Origin of the sequence: Coprococcus intestinalis, assembly GCF_023656595.1 — a bacterium.
GTDB classification, from domain to species: Bacteria; Bacillota; Clostridia; order Lachnospirales; family Lachnospiraceae; genus Coprococcus_A; species Coprococcus_A intestinihominis.
Genome location: NZ_JAMOKJ010000031.1, coordinates 1 through 18,183, shown reverse-complemented (window position 1 = coordinate 18,183; position 18,183 = coordinate 1). Strand labels below are relative to the sequence as shown.

The 18,183-nt window shown below is 43.3% G+C and carries 12 protein-coding genes; 6 read left to right on the top strand and 6 right to left on the bottom strand.

The window, feature by feature from the left end:
* The first annotated feature begins 432 nt into the window (after window positions 1-432).
* The 4 genes from NBH03_RS15320 to NBH03_RS15305 all read left to right on the top strand — a co-directional run bounded on the left by NBH03_RS15320 (window position 433) and on the right by NBH03_RS15305 (window position 4,662).
* Window positions 433-1,521: a PucR family transcriptional regulator gene (locus NBH03_RS15320; protein WP_117540958.1), complete on the top strand. Its 1,089-nt coding sequence runs from the start codon at window positions 433-435 to the stop codon at window positions 1,519-1,521.
* A gap of 29 nt (window positions 1,522-1,550) precedes the next feature.
* On the top strand, window positions 1,551-2,234 hold the full coding sequence (gene ftsE, locus NBH03_RS15315; RefSeq protein ID WP_117528695.1) for a cell division ATP-binding protein FtsE: 684 nt from the start codon (window positions 1,551-1,553) through the stop codon (window positions 2,232-2,234).
* Window positions 2,227-3,132, top strand: a complete 906-nt coding sequence (ftsX, locus tag NBH03_RS15310; RefSeq protein WP_250800075.1) for a permease-like cell division protein FtsX — start codon at window positions 2,227-2,229, stop codon at window positions 3,130-3,132. Before ftsE ends, ftsX begins: the two co-directional genes overlap by 8 nt.
* Before the next feature lie 240 nt (window positions 3,133-3,372).
* On the top strand, window positions 3,373-4,662 hold the full coding sequence (locus tag NBH03_RS15305) for a S41 family peptidase (RefSeq protein ID WP_250800074.1): 1,290 nt from the start codon (window positions 3,373-3,375) through the stop codon (window positions 4,660-4,662).
* Window positions 4,663-4,744: 82 nt separating this feature from the next.
* Here NBH03_RS15305 and NBH03_RS15300 read toward each other — a convergent pair whose 3' ends face one another.
* Window positions 4,745-6,136: an NCS2 family permease gene (locus NBH03_RS15300; protein ID WP_250800073.1), complete on the bottom strand. Its 1,392-nt coding sequence runs from the start codon at window positions 6,134-6,136 to the stop codon at window positions 4,745-4,747.
* A gap of 380 nt (window positions 6,137-6,516) precedes the next feature.
* Between NBH03_RS15300 and uvrB the strand changes: the two genes are divergently transcribed.
* Together uvrB and uvrA are read left to right on the top strand one after the other, a co-directional pair.
* Window positions 6,517-8,508, top strand: coding sequence for an excinuclease ABC subunit UvrB (gene uvrB / locus NBH03_RS15295; protein ID WP_250800072.1), 1,992 nt, complete (start codon window positions 6,517-6,519; stop codon window positions 8,506-8,508).
* Between the two features lie 14 nt (window positions 8,509-8,522).
* Window positions 8,523-11,375, top strand: coding sequence for an excinuclease ABC subunit UvrA (gene uvrA, locus NBH03_RS15290; protein WP_250800071.1), 2,853 nt, complete (start codon window positions 8,523-8,525; stop codon window positions 11,373-11,375).
* A gap of 215 nt (window positions 11,376-11,590) precedes the next feature.
* Here uvrA and NBH03_RS15285 read toward each other — a convergent pair whose 3' ends face one another.
* The 5 genes from NBH03_RS15285 to NBH03_RS15270 all read right to left on the bottom strand — a co-directional run bounded on the left by NBH03_RS15285 (window position 11,591) and on the right by NBH03_RS15270 (window position 17,780).
* Complete coding sequence (locus tag NBH03_RS15285) at window positions 11,591-14,914, bottom strand: DEAD/DEAH box helicase (protein WP_250800070.1); 3,324 nt, start codon at window positions 14,912-14,914, stop codon at window positions 11,591-11,593.
* Between the two features lie 327 nt (window positions 14,915-15,241).
* Window positions 15,242-16,225 (bottom strand): Gfo/Idh/MocA family protein, encoded by a 984-nt coding sequence (locus NBH03_RS15280; protein WP_215688892.1) that lies wholly within the window; start codon window positions 16,223-16,225, stop codon window positions 15,242-15,244.
* 119 nt (window positions 16,226-16,344) lie between these two features.
* The gene (locus NBH03_RS16175; protein ID WP_334303184.1) at window positions 16,345-16,542 is read right to left on the bottom strand and encodes a cytidylate kinase family protein; all 198 of its coding nucleotides are present in this window, start codon (window positions 16,540-16,542) and stop codon (window positions 16,345-16,347) included.
* Entirely contained in the window at window positions 16,469-17,347 is an 879-nt protein-coding gene (locus NBH03_RS15275) for a YczE/YyaS/YitT family protein (protein WP_331476178.1), read from the bottom strand. The genes NBH03_RS16175 and NBH03_RS15275 overlap by 74 nt, the downstream gene beginning before the upstream one ends.
* Entirely contained in the window at window positions 17,340-17,780 is a 441-nt protein-coding gene (locus NBH03_RS15270) for a MarR family winged helix-turn-helix transcriptional regulator (protein ID WP_250800069.1), read from the bottom strand. Before NBH03_RS15270 ends, NBH03_RS15275 begins: the two co-directional genes overlap by 8 nt.
* Window positions 17,781-18,183: the final 403 nt, after the last annotated feature.

Below are 18,183 nucleotides of genomic sequence, written 5' to 3'. Positions count from 1 at the left end.
CCATGTTTATATAAAGAATTATAAAGTAAAAATAGGAAGAATTAAATTCCACATTTGAAAGCAGGGTGATTTGCAGGATTAAATTCCACAGAGGGGTGGAATTTAACTTTGCAATTGAGTAAATAATTACGAATTATGTAATATTTGTGAAATAATATTGCAATATTTATGATTTTCTGGTATAGTGTACAGGAACTGTTCTTTGAAAAGCAATTGTGATTATAGACAAAAAACAATAGTAAAATTGGTGATTTTCATGGTTCACTCCTTTAAATCGTAATATTGTTGTAATTCAATGAGAAAAAAGCATAGGTTTCAAAGAAAAATATATGAAAAATATATAAAAAACACTTTATTTTTTGGTTGATGTGCTTTATTATAATAATAAGAGTATATGACAATAGATTACGGGAAGGTAGGGAGAATTGCATTATGATTTCAAATCAGATTTTACAGAATACGATTGAAGGGCTGAAAGCGATTACCAGAATAGATTTATGCGTGATGGATATTGAAGGAAAGGTACTTGCTTCTACATTTTCCAATGCTGAGGATTATGAAAAGTTTGTGTTGGAATTTGTCAATTCACCGGCAGACAGTCAGGTTTTGCAAGGGTTTCAGTTTTTCAAGGTTTTTGATGAGCATCAGCTGGAGTTTATTATTCTGGCAAGAGGAGACAGTGATGATGTTTATATGATCGGCAAGGTGGCGTCTTTCCAGATCCAGAATCTGTTGGTGGCCTACAAGGAACGTTTCGACAAGGACAACTTTATCAAGAATCTGCTGCTTGATAATCTGCTTCTTGTTGATATTTATAATCGTTCCAAGAAACTGCATATTGATACGGATGTACGAAGAATTGTACTGCTTATTGAAGTGAACAATGAGCGGGATATGAACAGCCTTGAGACAGTCCGTTCTATTTATACCGGACGTCCGAAGGATTTCATCACAGCTGTTGATGAGAAGAATGTCATCGTTGTGAGAGAAGTTAAGGATAATGAGACTTATGATGATCTCTGCAAGGCATCGAAGGTGATTTATGAGATGCTCTGCGGGGAGAATCTTCCAAAGGCAAGAATCGCCCTTGGTACAATCGTACAGGAGATCAAGGATGTATCAAGATCCTACAAGGAAGCCAGAATGGCACTGGATGTAGGTAAGATTTTCTATAATGAACGTAATGTAGTTGCTTACAGCAATCTGGGTATCGGCCGTCTGATCTATCAGCTTCCGATTCCACTGTGTAAGATGTTTATCAAAGAGATTTTCGACAGCAAGTCACCGGAAGATTTCGATGAAGAAACGCTGATGACGATCAATAAGTTTTTCGAGAACAGCCTGAATGTTTCTGAGACATCCAGACAGCTGTACATTCACAGAAATACACTGGTATATCGTCTGGATAAACTTCAGAAGAGCACAGGCCTTGACCTGCGTGTTTTTGAGGACGCCATCACATTCAAGATTGCACTGATGGTTGTCAAGTATATGAATTATATGGAAACTTTTGATTACTAAAAGATTCCTTCTTGAAGGAGGGGAAGCAATTGATAGCCTTAGATCAGGTGACAAAGACCTATCCGGGAGATGTGAAAGCCTTAAAGGGCATCAGTCTTCAGATTAAGAAAGGCGAATTTGTTTTTGTCGTGGGCCAGAGTGGTTCCGGTAAGACAACATTATTTAAGTTACTTTTAAAAGAAATGGAGCCAACATCCGGCACCATTTATATCAATAACAAGAATCTTGGACGACTCCGCAGGAGAAGAGTACCGAAGTTGCGCCGAGGGATTGGTGTCGTATTCCAGGACTTCCGTCTTTTGAAAGACAGGAATGTCTATGAGAATATTGCGTTTGCTCAGCAGGTTGTAGGTGCCCCGAATCGTCTGATCAAGAAGAACGTTATGGCCATGCTGAAGCTGGTGGGCCTTCCGGATAAAGCCAAGTCCTATCCGAACGAATTGTCCGGCGGTGAGCAGCAGAGAGTCGCTCTGGCAAGAGCGCTTGTGAACAATCCGCCGTTACTTTTGGCAGATGAGCCGACAGGTAATCTGGACCCGAAGAATTCATGGGAAATCATGAAACTGCTTGAGGCCATCAACATGCGTGGTACAACCGTCGTTGTTGTTACACACAACAAAGAAATCGTTGAGAAGATGCAGAAACGTGTTATCACGATGAGTGAAGGCGTGATCATCAGTGACGAGAGAAAAGGCGGGTATATCTATGAGTAGTTTTTTATATGGCATCAAACAGGGTATTAAAAATGTATTCAGAAACCGTCTGTTCTCACTGGCATCTATTGGTACGATTACAGCCTGTCTGTTTATTTTCGGTATTTTCTACTGTATGGTGATGAACTTTCAGCATATTTTTTCCGAAGTAGAGACAACAGTCGGTGTGACGGTCTTTTTCAATGAAGGTGTTGAGGAGAATCAGATTCTTGATATTAAGTCTCAGATCGAACAGCGTGAAGAAGTGGACAATGTTCACTATACATCACCAGAGGAAGCCTGGGAAGAGTACAAAGAGAAGGCCTTCCCGGACACAGACCAGAACATTCTGACAAATCTGGACAATGATAACCCGCTGGCTTCTTCAGCCAGTCTGGAAGTTTATTTGAAGGATGCTGCCAAGCAGCAGGAACTTGTGGATTATATCCAGGGTATTGATGGTGTACGTTCTGTGAATGCATCCAAGAGTGTGGCTGACAGCTTTGCAAGTTTTGGACGTCTGCTCAGTTATGTTTCACTGGCTATTATCATCATCCTTGTGGGTGTTGCTGTCTTCCTGATCAGTAATACGGTTATGATCGGTATCACTGTCAGACATGAAGAGATTGCGATTATGAAATATCTGGGTGCAACAGACTTTTTCGTTAGAGCACCATTCCTGATTGAAGGTATGCTCATTGGTCTGATCGGTTCACTGATTCCGGTGTGTGCGCTGAAAGTATTATATGAGAAGGTTGTCTCATTTATGACAACAGAATTCACGAGTCTCAGCAGATTTATGACGTTTTTGCCCGCAGGCGAGATCTTCAAGGTCCTGATCCCGATTTCGTTGATCATCGGTCTTGGCATTGGTTTCATCGGAAGTTATCTGACATTGATCAAGCATATCCGTGTCTGATATCCGGTACGACAATTGAATCATTGCGGCAGCAGTGAAGATGTTGAATCACTCACTGCGAATTGCGAACAATTTGTGAACTTTAAGAAAGCTGGCTTCAGACAATTGTCTGAGCCAGCTCTTTGTGTTACTATAGAATAAAATTCAGCAATTTTTAAACGGATGATTGTAGACTGTGATTGTTTATATTCCTGGATCAATGGCAGTTGGCAATTGTCTGTTTTCAGAAGGAGACAGACTATGGAGAACAGAAATGACAGAAAGAGCTATTATAAAGGCCTTTTGACAGGTGTGATCCTGTGTGTGCTGATCATAGGCGTGCTGGCGTTATCCGGGTGCTTTTTGAAAGATTATGCGCCGTCATCAACAGGTCAGACCACAGGAACAGGAAATGCTGTGGAGGCATCGGATGTGTCTTCATCCAGTGGTGATGTGACGGATATTTCGGGGCGGTATAAGGAAGTTGAGAAGAAACTGAACAAGCTGCACAGTGTGCTTGACCAGTATTATCTGGATGTTTCAGATGATTCGGATATCACCCAGGATGATATGGTGGAAGGTATTTATAAAGGCTATGTGGATGCACTGAATGAGCCATATACCGTTTATTATACCAAGGAGGAGTATGATCAGCTGCAGGAGTCCACATCAGGCAAATATTCCGGTATTGGTGTGGTTGTCAGCCAGAATAAGGAGACAGGCGTCATTACCGTTGTGCGTCCTTTTGAGGGTTCACCGGGAGCGGAAGCCGGTATTCTCAAGGATGATATTTTGTATAAAGTGGCGGACAAGGAAGTGACAGGTGTTGATGTGACGGAGGTTGTCACATGGATTAAAGGTGAAGAGGGTTCAACTGTCAGTATCGAAGTTTACAGACCATCTGAAGATAAATATTTGACATTTGAGGTAGAGCGCAAGACCATTGAGATTCCGATGGTGACATCCAAGATGCTGGACAACAATATCGGTTATGTGGCTGTTTATGAATTTGAAGAGACAACGTCAGACCAGTTTAATCAGGCCATAGATGAGCTGACAGCTCAGGGAATGAAGGGGCTGATCATTGATCTGCGTGATAATCCGGGCGGCTTGGTGAACTCTGCAACGGCTATTCTTGACAGAATTCTGTCAAAGGATCAGTTGCTTGTGTATACTGTTGACAAGAATGGTAAGAAACAGGAAGAATACACAGAGGATGATGAGACCATTAACGTGCCAATCAGTGTTTTGATCAACGGCAATAGTGCCAGTGCCTCAGAGATTGTCAGTGGCTGTCTGCAGGATTACGGCAAAGCGAAGCTGGTAGGTACCACATCCTTTGGCAAAGGCATCGTTCAGTATGTGCTGCCATTGGGAGATGGTTCCGCCATCAAGCTGACAAGTGCCAAGTACTATACGCCAAATGGACGCAATATCCATGGAACAGGTATTGATCCGGATGTAGAAGTAGAATTGAATTCCGACAGCGAGACAGATACACAGCTTGAGAAAGCCCAGGAGATTGTGCTGCAGGAGATTCAGGCAGAATAAGAAATAAGAAGAATTTTCGTGTAAGCAAAAGGGATTGAAGAGAAATCGATACACAGATTTTTCTTCAATCCCTTTTTGTAATCTAGAAGAACAGTGATGAGCACTCTTTGATAATAAAGATGATTGCCAGAATATACAGGAGAAGATTCAGTTTCTTCTCTTTGGCTTTGCCTGTAAGCAGATTCAGAACAACATAGGCAATAATGCCGAGTGCAATACCTTCTGAAATACTGTAGAAGAAAGGCATGGCAATGATGCAGATGTAGCATGGAATGGCTTCAGACATATCCGCAAAATCAATATTGGTAATATTGCTCAGCATATAAAGACCCACAATAATCAGTGCCGGTGCTGTTGCAAATGAAGGAATTGCCAGGAAAATTGGTGACAGAAACAATGACAGGCCGAACAAAATTCCTGTTGTCAGGGCTGTCAGACCAGTACGTCCGCCTTCTGTGACGCCGGAAGCACTTTCAACGAAAGTTGTTGCTGTGGATGTACCGAGAGCGGCACCGGCTGTTGTTGCAATGGCGTCCGCAAGGAGCGCACCTTTGATACGTGGCAGCTTGCCGTTCTCATCAAGCATACCGGCCTTGGATGAAACACCTACCAGGGTGCCGATCGTATCAAATAAATCGACAAATAAAAAGGCAAATAAAATAACGACAAAATCAGCACTGACAATACCGTGAAAATCCAGCTTGAAAAGGATTGGTGACAGGGATGGAATGGAAAGTCCATTGCTGAAATCCGGGAGCAGATTGTAGAACCCGAGTTCAGGATTTGGAACATAAATGCCTGCAAACTGACAGATAATGCCAAGAATCCATGTGATCAGAATGCCCCACAGAATATTGCCTTTGACATTCTTAATAACAAGGATACCTGTCACCAGGATACCTATAAGCGCCAGAGCGACAGTAATCCCGACATCATTAAATGACGCATTGACACCGTTCAGCTCATTGTATTTCTCAACAGAGAAAAGCTGAACCAATGTGGAACCGCCGATAACGATCTTGGCGTTTTGAAGACCGACAAATGCAATAAAAAGACCGATGCCGACACTGACGGCGGACTTCAGATTCTTTGGAATCGCATTGAAAATTGCTTCACGTACATTAGTCAGGGATAAAAGGATGAAAATAATACCTTCGGCGAATACAGCTGTTAAGGCAAATTCCCAGCTGTAACCCATGCCAAGGACAACGGTGTAGGCAAAATAGGCGTTCAGTCCCATGCCCGGTGCCAGAGCAAATGGATAATTGGCAAGAAAAGCCATCAGCAGTGTACCGATAAAGGAAATCAGTGCAGTGGCAGTGAATAAAGCGCCCTGGTCCATTCCGGTTGCAGAAAGAATAGATGGATTGACGGCCAGAATATATGCCATGGTCATGAATGTTGTAATACCGGCCAGAATTTCAGTTTTGACGTCTGTGTGATTTTCAGACAGCTTAAAAAGTTTTTCTAACATGATTAAGCTCCTTTCGTGGTTATTTAATAGACATTGTTGGTAAAGAGCAATTCTTTTATTATATCATATCATGGAAAAATATGGAAACCAATTGCTTTTTTGCAAAAGCGGAGAGAATATGGGATTGCAAAAAATATAAAACTGGTTGAGTACATATCCTGTTGTGCGTTAAAAGCAGAAATCTGGTTAAGAACAGAGATTCTTGGAGGATTTGTTTTAAGAAGAAAAGAACAAATATTCGAAAACATATGTACTTTTAAAAACATAAATGGTATAATAGGCGTAAAGCACTGAAGGTGCGGAAAGATATCTTTAATGAATGAAGAAAAATGATGAGAGCGGATATAATAAGAGCGAAACAATGAGATGGGAGAATAAGGATGGACCATTTTGAGTTACACAGTGAATATGCCCCGACCGGCGATCAGCCGCAGGCTATAGAGAAGCTGGTGCAGGGGTTCAAGGAAGGCAATCAGTTTGAGACATTATTGGGTGTTACCGGTTCGGGTAAGACTTTTACCATGGCCAATGTGATTCAGCAGTTGAATAAACCGACGCTGATTCTGGCGCACAATAAGACGCTGGCGGCACAGCTTTATGGTGAGATGAAGGAGTTTTTTCCGAATAACGCAGTGGAGTATTTTGTCTCCTATTATGATTATTATCAGCCGGAGGCCTATGTACCCTCTTCAGATACGTATATAGAGAAGGACTCTGCGATTAACGATGAGATTGATAAGCTGCGCCATTCTGCAACGGCAGCATTATCAGAGCGCAGAGATGTGATTATTGTTTCTTCGGTTTCATGTATTTATGGTCTGGGCAGTCCGATTGACTATCAGGAGATGGTGATTTCTCTGCGCCCGGGTATGTTGAAAGACAGGGATGAAGTGATCCGCAAGCTGATTGACATTCAGTATGTGCGCAATGACATGGATTTTAAGCGCGGTACTTTCAGAGTGCGCGGTGATGTGGTGGAGATTTTTCCGGCTAATGCAACAGATACAGCGGTTAGAGTAGAATTTTTTGGAGATGAGATTGACAGAATTACGGAATTTGATGCATTGACGGGCAATGTGAAGGCCAGACTGGAGCATGTGGCTATTTTCCCGGCATCACATTATGTCGTTGCACCGGAGAAGATGGAGAAGGCCATATGTGCGATTGAAGAAGAATTGAAAGAGCGTGTGGAATGGTTTAAGCGTGAAGACAAGCTTCTGGAGGCACAGCGTATTGCAGAGAGAACGAAGTTTGATATAGAGATGATGCGTGAAACAGGCTTTTGTTCCGGAATAGAGAATTATTCCAGACATTTGTCGGGATTGAAGCCGGGAGAGCCGCCGCATACACTGTTGGATTATTTCCCGGATGATTTTCTGATGATTGTGGATGAGTCGCATATTACGATTCCGCAGGTGCGGGGCATGTATGCCGGTGACCAGTCACGAAAGACAACATTGGTAGATTATGGTTTCAGACTGCCATCTGCCAAAGATAACCGACCATTGAATTTTGATGAGTTTGAGTCGCATATCAGCCAGATGCTTTTTGTATCTGCAACTCCGAATGTTTATGAGGGTGAGCATGAACTGTTAAGGGCTGAGCAGGTGATTCGACCAACCGGATTGCTGGATCCTGAGATTAGTGTACGCCCTGTGGAGGGGCAGATTGATGATCTGATCTCCGAGGTGAATAAAGAAATTGAGCATGGCCATAAGGTGTTGATCACCACATTGACGAAGCGAATGGCCGAGGATTTGACGGATTATATGAAAGAACTTGGCATCCGTGTCCGGTATCTGCATTCGGATATTGATACGTTGGAGCGGTCAGAAATTGTGAGAAATCTTCGATTGAATGTATTTGATGTACTTGTGGGGATTAATCTTTTGCGAGAAGGTCTGGATATTCCGGAGATTACGCTGGTGGCGATTCTTGATGCAGATAAGGAAGGATTTTTGCGTTCCGAGACATCACTTATTCAGACCATTGGCCGTGCAGCCCGTAATACAGAGGGGCATGTGATCATGTATGCGGATAGGATTACAGATTCCATGAATAAGGCCATTACTGAGACAAATCGAAGGCGTGCCATTCAGCAGTCTTATAATGAGGCCCATGGCATTACACCGAAGACCATACAGAAGGCTGTCAGAGATTTGATCAGCATTTCTGAGGCGGCAGACAAGTCAGAAGAAAGCTTTATTAAAGATGCAGAATCCATGAGTTATAAGGAACTGAACACGACCATTCGCAAGCTGACGAAACAGATGCATTCTGCTGCGGCAGAGCTTGACTTTGAGAAGGCGGCTATGCTGAGAGATAAGATTATGGAACTGAAGAAAATGCTTCATGAAATAGAAGAAGATTGAGAAAGGAAACGACAATGTCAGAATTGACACAGAAGGATTATATAGATATAAAGGGTGCCAGAGAACATAACTTAAAAGGCATTGATGTGAAGATACCGCGCAATAAGATGGTGGTATTGACGGGGCTCAGTGGTTCTGGTAAGTCTTCATTGGCCTTTGATACGATTTATGCGGAAGGACAGCGAAGGTATATGGAGTCGTTGTCTTCCTATGCGAGACAGTTCCTTGGGCAGATGGAGAAGCCAAACGTGGAGAGTATTTCAGGACTTTCCCCTGCTATTTCCATTGATCAGAAGTCTACCAACCGCAATCCGCGCTCAACGGTGGGAACAGTGACAGAGATTTATGATTATTATCGATTGTTATATGCTAGAATCGGTACGCCCCATTGTCCGAAATGCGGCAAGGAGATTAAAAAACAAACGGTTGATCAGATGGTGGATGCTGTTATGGCATTACCTGAGAGGACGAAGATCCAGCTGTTGGCACCGGTTGTCCGGGGCCGAAAAGGCGAGCATGTGAAGATTTTTGATCAGGCAAGGAAGAGTGGGTATGTGCGTGTGATGGTGGATGGCCATCAGTATGAATTGTCGGAAGAGATTAAGCTTGAGAAGAATAAGAAGCACAATATTTCCATTGTTGTAGACCGACTGATGGTGCGGGAAGGTATCGAGAAGCGTTTGACAGATTCTCTCGAGACAACGCTGAAACTGGCCGAGGGACTGGCAGTTGTGGATTTGCCGGATCAGGAAGAATCTATGACTTTCAGTCAGAGCTTTTCCTGCCCGGACTGTGGGATCAGTTTTGAGGAGATTGAACCGAGAAGCTTTTCATTTAATAATCCTTTTGGTGCATGTCCGGTGTGTCATGGTCTGGGGTATAAGATGGAATTTTCACCGGAATTGATGATTCCGGATACGTCATTGAGCATTTCCCAGGGAGCGATTGCGGTGATGGGATGGCAGTCTGCGGCAGATGCGTCCAGTTTTACTCACGCTATTCTTGTGGCTTTGGCGGAGGCTTATCATTTTGATCTGGATACACCCTTCAGGGATTATCCACAGGAAATTCAAGATGTGATTCTTCATGGTACCGGTGGACGGGAAGTACGTGTTCATTATCGCGGTCAGCGCGGTGAAGGCGTTTATGATGTGGCATTCGAAGGCATGATTAAGAATGTGGAGCGACGATACAGAGAAACCGGTTCAGAGCTGACGAAGCAGGAGTATGAGAATTTCATGACTATTACCCCGTGTAAAGAGTGCGGCGGCAGACGTTTGAAGAAAGAATCGCTGGCGGTGACGATCGGCGGCAAGAATATCAGTGAGTTGACAGAGATGTCCATTACCGATCTGAATGCCTTTATGGACCGGTTGGAATTAACGAAACAGCAGCATTTGATCGGTGATCAGGTCATCAAGGAAATACGGTCAAGGCTTGGTTTTTTGATTGATGTTGGTCTGGATTATCTGATGCTTTCAAGAGCAACAGCGACACTGTCCGGTGGTGAAGCACAGCGTATTCGACTGGCAACACAGATAGGATCTGGGCTTGTTGGAGTGGCCTACATTCTGGATGAACCAAGTATCGGCCTGCATCAGAGAGATAATGATAAGCTGCTGAAGACCCTGAAGAATCTGAGAGATCTAGGTAATACGCTGATCGTCGTTGAGCATGATGAAGATACGATGTTGGAAGCGGACTGGATTGTGGATATTGGTCCGGGAGCCGGTGAGCATGGCGGATATCTTGTTGCAGAAGGTACAGCACAGGATATTATGAAATGCGAGAAGTCTGTGACGGGCGCTTATTTAAGCGGCCGCATTCGAATTCCGGTGCCATCGCAGAGACGACAGCCAACTGGATTTTTGCATATTATCGGTGCAGCAGAGAATAATCTGAAGCATATTAATGTAGATATTCCATTGGGAGTGATGACTTGTGTGACAGGTGTATCCGGTTCGGGAAAGAGTTCCATAGTAAATGAAATCCTTTACAAGCGTCTGGCGAGAGATCTGAATCATGCGCGAACCATTCATCCGGGCAAGCATGATGATATTATGGGGATGGAGCAGCTGGACAAGGTGATCAATATTGATCAGTCCCCGATTGGACGTACACCGCGTTCTAATCCGGCAACTTATACCGGCGTGTTTGACTTGATCCGTGATTTATTTGCATCATCTGTAGATGCCAAAGAGCGAGGTTACAAGAAAGGACGTTTCAGCTTTAACGTGAAGGGTGGAAGATGTGAAGCCTGTGCCGGTGACGGTATTATCAAGATTGAGATGCATTTCCTGGCAGATATTTATGTACCGTGCGAGGTTTGCCATGGTAAGCGTTACAATAGAGAAACACTGGAAGTGAAATACAAAGGCAAGAATATTTATGAAGTGTTGGATATGACGGTTGAAGAAGCTGTGAAGTTCTTTGAAAATGTACCGTCTATTCGAAGAAAACTGGAAACGCTGAATGACGTGGGACTTTCCTATATCAAACTGGGTCAGCCATCCACCACATTATCCGGCGGTGAGGCACAGCGCATCAAACTGGCAACAGAGCTCAGCAAGCGCAGCACAGGACGTACTATTTACATTCTGGATGAGCCGACAACCGGTCTTCATTTTGCCGATGTTCACAAACTGACAGAAATCCTCAGAAGACTGGCTGAAGGCGGCAACACCGTCGTTGTCATTGAGCACAATCTGGATGTCATCAAAACAGCAGATTATATTATAGATGTTGGTCCTGAGGGTGGTGCAAGAGGCGGAACAATCGTTGCCTGCGGTACACCGGAAGAAATCGCTGAGAATCCGAACTCCTATACAGGTATTTACATCAGGAAATTTCTTGAAAGAGATAAGTAAAAATCTTCGATTTTCTAGGAGCAGTCGTGTAGTACTGGGAATTTCTATAAATTTGAATGAAGTACTGCTGCGATACTCCGGATAAATAAAAATAAGAGAAACCCCGAGTTTTTAACGAGCCTGATTTCACATAATGTTCTGAAAACGTTTGGTGATGAGCCTGTTTGCAAAACATTATGTGAAATCAGACGATTAAAAACTCGGTTTTTTTCATTTTAATTTTGGAGAAGCTTCAGCAGTTCCTCTTTTGTCAGCTGGCTGGCAGTAACGCCTTTTTCTGACAGTATCTGATCAGACAGAGTCTTTTTGTTTTCCTGCAGTTCCAGAATCTTTTCTTCAATAGTATGTCGGGCAATCAGCTTGTAGACAGTGACTGTATGTGTTTGACCGATACGGTGTGCCCGGTCTGTTGCCTGATTTTGGGCAGCTGCGTTCCACCATGGGTCATAGTGGATGACGATATCTGCTCCGGTAAGATTGAGACCTGTTCCACCGGCTTTTAGAGAAATCAGGAAAACAGGAATTTTGTTTTCATTAAAAGCATTGACAAGGCGGGTGCGCTGCTCACTCTTTGTACTGCCGTCCAGTCGATAGTAGAGAATGCGCTCTGCTTTCAGGCGGCGTTCAATCACATCCAGCATAGATGTGAACTGTGAAAACAGAAGAATTTTGTGGCCGCCAGCCATGGCATTTTCAATGAGCTGGATACAGGTATCCAGTTTCGCTGAGCCGCCATGGTAATTCTGATAGATTAAGGACGGGTCGCAGCAAAGTTGGCGCAGTTTGGTTAATTCAGCTAAAATTTGGATTTTACTCGTCTTAAACATACTGTCGCTCTGCTGTTCCAGATCTTTCTGGAGCTTCAGTGTATTGGCAGTGTAAAGCTTGTTCTGTTCATCCGTCATCTGGGCATAAACCGCATGCTCCAGTTTGTCCGGCAGTTCCTTTAAGACATCTGTTTTCAGACGGCGCATGATAAATGGACGAACAAGCTGCTGAAGTCTTGTGGCGGCAATTTGATCTTTATTTTCTACAATCGGCTGTTCCAATTCTGAACGGAAATAAGCATAAGGATATAGAAATCCCGGCATCAAATATTCAAAAATGCTCCACAATTCACTGAGGCGGTTTTCTATCGGGGTACCGGTCAGAGCAAAACGTGTGACAGAGTGGATGCTGCAGACAGAACGTGCTGCCTGAGTACGATGGTTTTTGATATATTGCGCTTCATCGATAATCTGATAATGAAAATGAAGATTGTCATAGCTTGCAATGTCACGTTTCAGCATGTCGTAGGAAGTGATGAGTACATCATAATCCGCATAGTGTGTCAGTAATTCCTGCCGTTCCTGGGCAGTACCGGTGATGAGCAAGGTTTTCAGAGTGGGTGCGAAATGCTCGATTTCACTGTCCCAGTTGTAAACAAGTGACGAAGGGCAGACGATCAGACTGACAGGAGGCGGACATGCTGTATGGGAAGCAGTATCTGTCAAATCGACAGTTTTGGATATCGCTTCAAGTCTGGCATGTTCCAATAGTGTGATGATCTGCAAAGTTTTTCCAAGTCCCATATCGTCAGCAAGGATACCGCCAAATCCAAGCTGTGCAATGGTACAGAGCCAGCGATAGCCGGTTTTCTGATAGTCACGCAGAATGGGTTTCATGGCATCAGGAACTTCATAATCGCTGTCAGCCACAGATTTCATATCACGAATCAGTGATTTGAAATAACGGTCTCTATGGGACTGTATATCACTGTTGTGGCTGGTAAGAACGGCATCAATATAGGATGCGCGATATAAAGGCACAGAAATCCTGCCACCACGGATAGCCTGTTCAGAGAGCCGAAGCCCGTCAGCTAATTCAGACAAAACGCTCAGAGAATTATTCTCCAATTTGAGAAATTCTCCGGATTTCAATTTGTAGTATTTCTGTCGGCGTCTGTAACTGTTCAGAATGCCGGCCAGCTCTTCATAAGGAAGACTGTCAGAGTGGATATCTATTTCCAGCAGACCGTTAGAGACGGAAACACCGACAGCGGTCCGCGGCGCTGACAGGATGCGTATGCGTTTCATATTCGAAGATATGAAAACTTCAGCCAGTTCGTAAAAATGAGGCAGTCCCTGTTCCAGAAAGAGGAAAGCAGCCTGATCATCATGACTGATGATAAAATCAGCATCAGCAACAGGGGAATCTTCATTCCCGGATACTGCGGCAGGCTGAAAATAAGTCTGAATAGCCGTCAGGATTCTGTTCTCCATAGAGGCATCACGGAAACCATCTTCACAGGAGATAGGCGTGGCAAGAGAAAATGTTTCTTCACCATAACGAGCATAAGCTGTACAACTGATGATATTTTCAGCCGGATTGTCAAGGTAAATACTGAAATGCGCTTCAGGCGGTTCATAATCGGTCAGATCAACACCTTCAGTGTGAAAATCCGTATGGGCTTCCAGATGCTTCAGTACACTGCCGTAAAAAGGTCGAAGTTGTTTCTCGGAAAGTGTGATTTCACGGATCTTCTGGCGATTTAACTCTGTCAGATAGGGCTGCATGTCCTTTTTGAAGGCTTCTGAGCAGCGATACAGGATTTTATCTTTTAGAATCCAGAATGTCTGGGCACCGGAGAGTATCAGACAATCTTCGATGGTCAGATGGTAGGTGTCACTATCTTCGGCTTTGAGTTCAAGCGTAAGTTCCGGGTCTCCATCTGTAACATAAATGGTCCGGATATGATCATCGAGATCAAACTGAAGCGTATGTCCGATCATCATATTCAGAAACATGTCGACAGCGGTTGGAGACAGCGGAAGGTAACGCAGTGCTTTCATTGTCTGGAAACGATAAGTGCTGTCCTGAACACAGTGGAAATGGTATTCGTACTCTTCAATCCGCTGCATAATAAACGCCAGCATGTTGCGGCTCTCAGTAGTGAAAGCCTCAGGTTCATGGAAAAATTTCAGATTCTTTCCATATTGAAATAATTCACCTTGACGAATAAGGCGGGCAAACTCCAGCAAGTCTTTGATGACGTATTTCTTGCCGGTGCCGATCTTGAAGTCGACGGAAAGTTTATGATATTGTTTATGAAGAATTGGCTCCAATTCAATCAGAACTTTGGTTTCAGATGCTTCAGCAGGATAGTGGGTGCCGGAAGATTGATGAATATAAGATTCAATCAATGTCTGGCCAATCCGATTTTGTTTTTTTGCCGGAAAGCTTATTTGAATATGTCGTCTGGAGATATATTTCAAAAGGATAGCGACGCAGTGGCAGCAGAGCCCTTCTGATTGGTAAAAATCGGAGCAGGAACATAAGCTGCCGACAATCTGGCTCTCATCTTCATCGATGGATACCTGGGTTTCATGTTCACTGCCGTCTGCATCAAGGACAGTAGCGGTGATCATAGGGGTACCTGTCAGTGTGTTAATATCCGTTTCAAAGTTTTTAATGCGCTTATCGATCAAAAAAATATCCTGACCTTTTCGATAATCTGCATCAGTGGAGGCTTTGATAACAGTCATTCTGGTAATTGCCATGAAAACTCCTTTCAGCTGTGAATGCATGTTCGTGCTGCACAGCGTATAGCAGGCCGAAATAGCCGCAGCCTGCTGTAATCGTAAACTTCATTATAGCATATTTGACAAATTCTGTCCGCAGTTTGAAACGAATAAGATAAAAAAGAATGTGCTAAAGCACATTCTCGCGCCGAGCGCGGTCGCTTGCGACAATCTACATCTTTGCGCGAGTGCGCATCACAGGCGCGTTAGTGCCTTTTTATGTAATAGGGAATTCCTCGGAATTTCCAATTACATAAAAAAATATGCAGATATCATGGAGATATCTGCATATAGATTGAGTAGTCATTATGAATGGATTTCTTCAGGATAAAACAATCCCCAGTCGCTGCGGAGTTTTGTCATAATATCCATGACATCAGAAGATTCCCGGAGTTTCATGATCGCCGTATTGCCTGTAAGAATCGCTGTTTCCATATCTTCAAGTTCATATTGGAGCGCATTGGAGGTGCGACCGGCCTCAATGATGGTCTGCTTTCCGGTTTCAGCGTCAACAATGACAGCATGATCGGCTCTGGGATATTCCATAATTTCGATATATGCTTTTTCACAGCTGATCATCGCGCGTTTTGGCTGCTTTGAGTGCATGGAAAGGGCAACTGTGGCCATCTGGCCGGAAGGATTCATCAGCAGAATGGATGCCTGTTCATCACATCCTGTTGGTGCCGGTTTCATCTGGCTGAGAATCTGATCCGGTGATTCACACATAAAACTTCGGACAATACTCAATGCATACACACCGATATCCAGCATAGCGCCGCCAGCCAGGGAAATGTTGAAGAAACGGTTTGTCATATCGTAATCCTTGAAACTTCCGAAATTCATCGTGATCATCTGAGGTCGGCCAATCTGACCGCTTTCGACAATCTGCCAGAGCTTTTTGTAGAGCGGCATATGCCAGATTGTCATGGCTTCTGCCAGAACAAGGCCCTTTTCATCGGCCAGTGCTTTAAGCTTATTCAATTCACTGCTGTTAAGGGTAATGGATTTTTCGGCAAGCACATGTTTGCCGTGAAGCAGAGACTGACGGATAAATTCATAGTGGGTGTTGTGGGGTGTTGTAATGTAAATGACATCTACAGACGAATCTTCATACATTTCGTTGTAAGATGTATAAACCTTTTCAACATGATATTTCTTAGCGAAAGATACGGCTTTGTCGTTAGTTCGGTTGCAGACACCGTACAATGTACGGCCCATATTGTGGAGGGCCTGTGCCATTTCATTGGCAATCACGCCGGTGCCCAGTACTGCCCATTTCAATTCGTTCATTATTGGAAGCTCCTTTGCTTATATTTAACGAAAGCAAGCACCGTCTGAAAAAGACGATGCCTGTATGTATTTCGAGCTTATTATATATTTTTTTTGTCATGATGACAAGAGGGGATGGACTATTTAAGTCTTTTTGCTGTTTCCAGAATAACATCCATGACATAATCATAACCAAGCGATGTATCCAAAGACAGATGGTAATTGGCGGAAGCGCCCCATATCTGTCTTGTATAATAATGATAATTATCTGCTCTGCGGCGTTCCTCCTTGAGAATCAGATTCTTGGCTTCTTTCTCTGTTAGATTTTTTTTGCTCATCCTTATCATAAAAATTATAGCCAAGCTTGTCGGCCAGAATCTGTCCGAGCTCGCTTCCACCGCTGCCGTACTGTCGGCCGATGGTAATAACAGAGGCGTATTCAGAGGAATTGGCTGTTGTTTTTGCATTTTTACCAGAAGATTCTTCTTCAGCGGATTTGGCATAATCTTCCGGGAATAGAAGCGGTTTGACGAAAGTCAGAGCTTTGCCGAATTGTCTGGCAATAAAACCGACTAAAAGTGCAGCGATAACAGTACCTTCACGGACGCCATCCAGACGATGAGCCAGTACAAATGAAAGTACAGCGGCAATCACAGCCATGGAAACATCAAAACAGACTTTTGTGCTGCCGAATTCACGGTTCCATGTCTGAACGATGGCACGAACAAAAGATTCGCCGGGCAGCATGACGACATCTGCCAGGACTTCAATATATACGCCGAATCCCAGAATGACACATCCTATCAATAGATAAATAATTTTAGACGGATAAGATTCCGGCTGAACAAAAGCCATCAGAATCATAGTGAAGTCAATGAAATAGCCGAATAAAATGGAAACAGGAATCTGAAGATAGTATTCCGGTTTGAAATTTTTGCGGAGAATCAGCAGCTGCAGAAAAATCAGCAAAAGACTGAAAATAATGGTGAAATTACCGAGGGTCAACGGAAAATTCAGGCTCAGTACATATGGGATAGAAGAAATAGGGGATGTACCGAGATTAGCTTTGGTAATTAGACTTACGCCAAGGGAATTGATGAACAATCCGATAAGAAAGATAATGTAACGTTTGAGCTTATTCATGGGTGGTGTCTCCTTTGTTCATTAGATTTTCATATATTTTTGAGAATGTTTCCATAAAAGAGGCCTGCTCTTCAGAGCTGATATTTCTGAAGGCTTTTTTTTCAATAGAAGCAAAATTATCTTCGACCAGATCTTTCAGACGACTGCCTTCATCTGTCATAAAGATATAAAACGTCCTGCGATTGCCGTCCAGCATGCGTCGCTCAATGAGTCCCTTTTCTTCCATGCGATTAAGTACGGAGGTGAGTGAGCCAGGCTCAATATGGCAGGCAGCGGCAATTTCTTTCTGATTGGCGCCGTTGTGATCCCGAAGATAATCCAGAACTTTAGGCTGACCGGAGGTCAGACCGGATGACTTAACCTGTTCCATGAAATTTTTCTGTATCATGGAATGAACGGCCATGGAAAGATAATGAAAAGATAAAGGTGACATAAAATAATCCTTTCTTGCGGTAAATCGAAATGAAATCATAAGATTCTGTTTCAAAATGTTATAATTCAAACAATTAGAATTATAACATTCAAAGGCGAGATGTCAATAGAAAATAAAAAAATACAAGCCGGATAGCTTGAAATTCGTAATTAACAGGTCTATAATACTAGAGCAGCTCATAGTTTGGGCTGCTTTTTGTACGCCGAATTTTAAGGCCTGTATAGCCTCGAATGAAAATACAAAGAAAATACAGATGAGATAAAGCATTTTATCTATAGAGAAGACTAACTATTAAAAGTCAAGTCTAAAATGAAAATTTTTTGAATGAATTGCAGAAATGCATTTCAGATATATTTGAACCTTGAAAACTGTATGACGAAAAGAGCATCATTATTGGTGCTCA

What these genes read in the sequence shown, in the direction of transcription:
- ftsX (WP_250800075.1), top strand. Translation starts at nt 2,227, where the DNA reads ATGAGTAGTTTTTTATATGGCATCAAACAGGGTATTAAAAATGTATTC.
- NBH03_RS15270 (WP_250800069.1), bottom strand. Translation starts at nt 17,780, where the DNA reads ATGTCACCTTTATCTTTTCATTATCTTTCCATGGCCGTTCATTCCATG.
- NBH03_RS15275 (WP_331476178.1), bottom strand. Translation starts at nt 17,347, where the DNA reads ATGAATAAGCTCAAACGTTACATTATCTTTCTTATCGGATTGTTCATC.
- uvrB (WP_250800072.1), top strand. Translation starts at nt 6,517, where the DNA reads ATGGACCATTTTGAGTTACACAGTGAATATGCCCCGACCGGCGATCAG.
- NBH03_RS15300 (WP_250800073.1), bottom strand. Translation starts at nt 6,136, where the DNA reads ATGTTAGAAAAACTTTTTAAGCTGTCTGAAAATCACACAGACGTCAAA.
- NBH03_RS15305 (WP_250800074.1), top strand. Translation starts at nt 3,373, where the DNA reads ATGGAGAACAGAAATGACAGAAAGAGCTATTATAAAGGCCTTTTGACA.
- NBH03_RS15320 (WP_117540958.1), top strand. Translation starts at nt 433, where the DNA reads ATGATTTCAAATCAGATTTTACAGAATACGATTGAAGGGCTGAAAGCG.
- NBH03_RS15285 (WP_250800070.1), bottom strand. Translation starts at nt 14,914, where the DNA reads ATGGCAATTACCAGAATGACTGTTATCAAAGCCTCCACTGATGCAGAT.
- NBH03_RS15280 (WP_215688892.1), bottom strand. Translation starts at nt 16,225, where the DNA reads ATGAACGAATTGAAATGGGCAGTACTGGGCACCGGCGTGATTGCCAAT.
- NBH03_RS16175 (WP_334303184.1), bottom strand. Translation starts at nt 16,542, where the DNA reads ATGAGCAAAAAAAATCTAACAGAGAAAGAAGCCAAGAATCTGATTCTC.
- uvrA (WP_250800071.1), top strand. Translation starts at nt 8,523, where the DNA reads ATGTCAGAATTGACACAGAAGGATTATATAGATATAAAGGGTGCCAGA.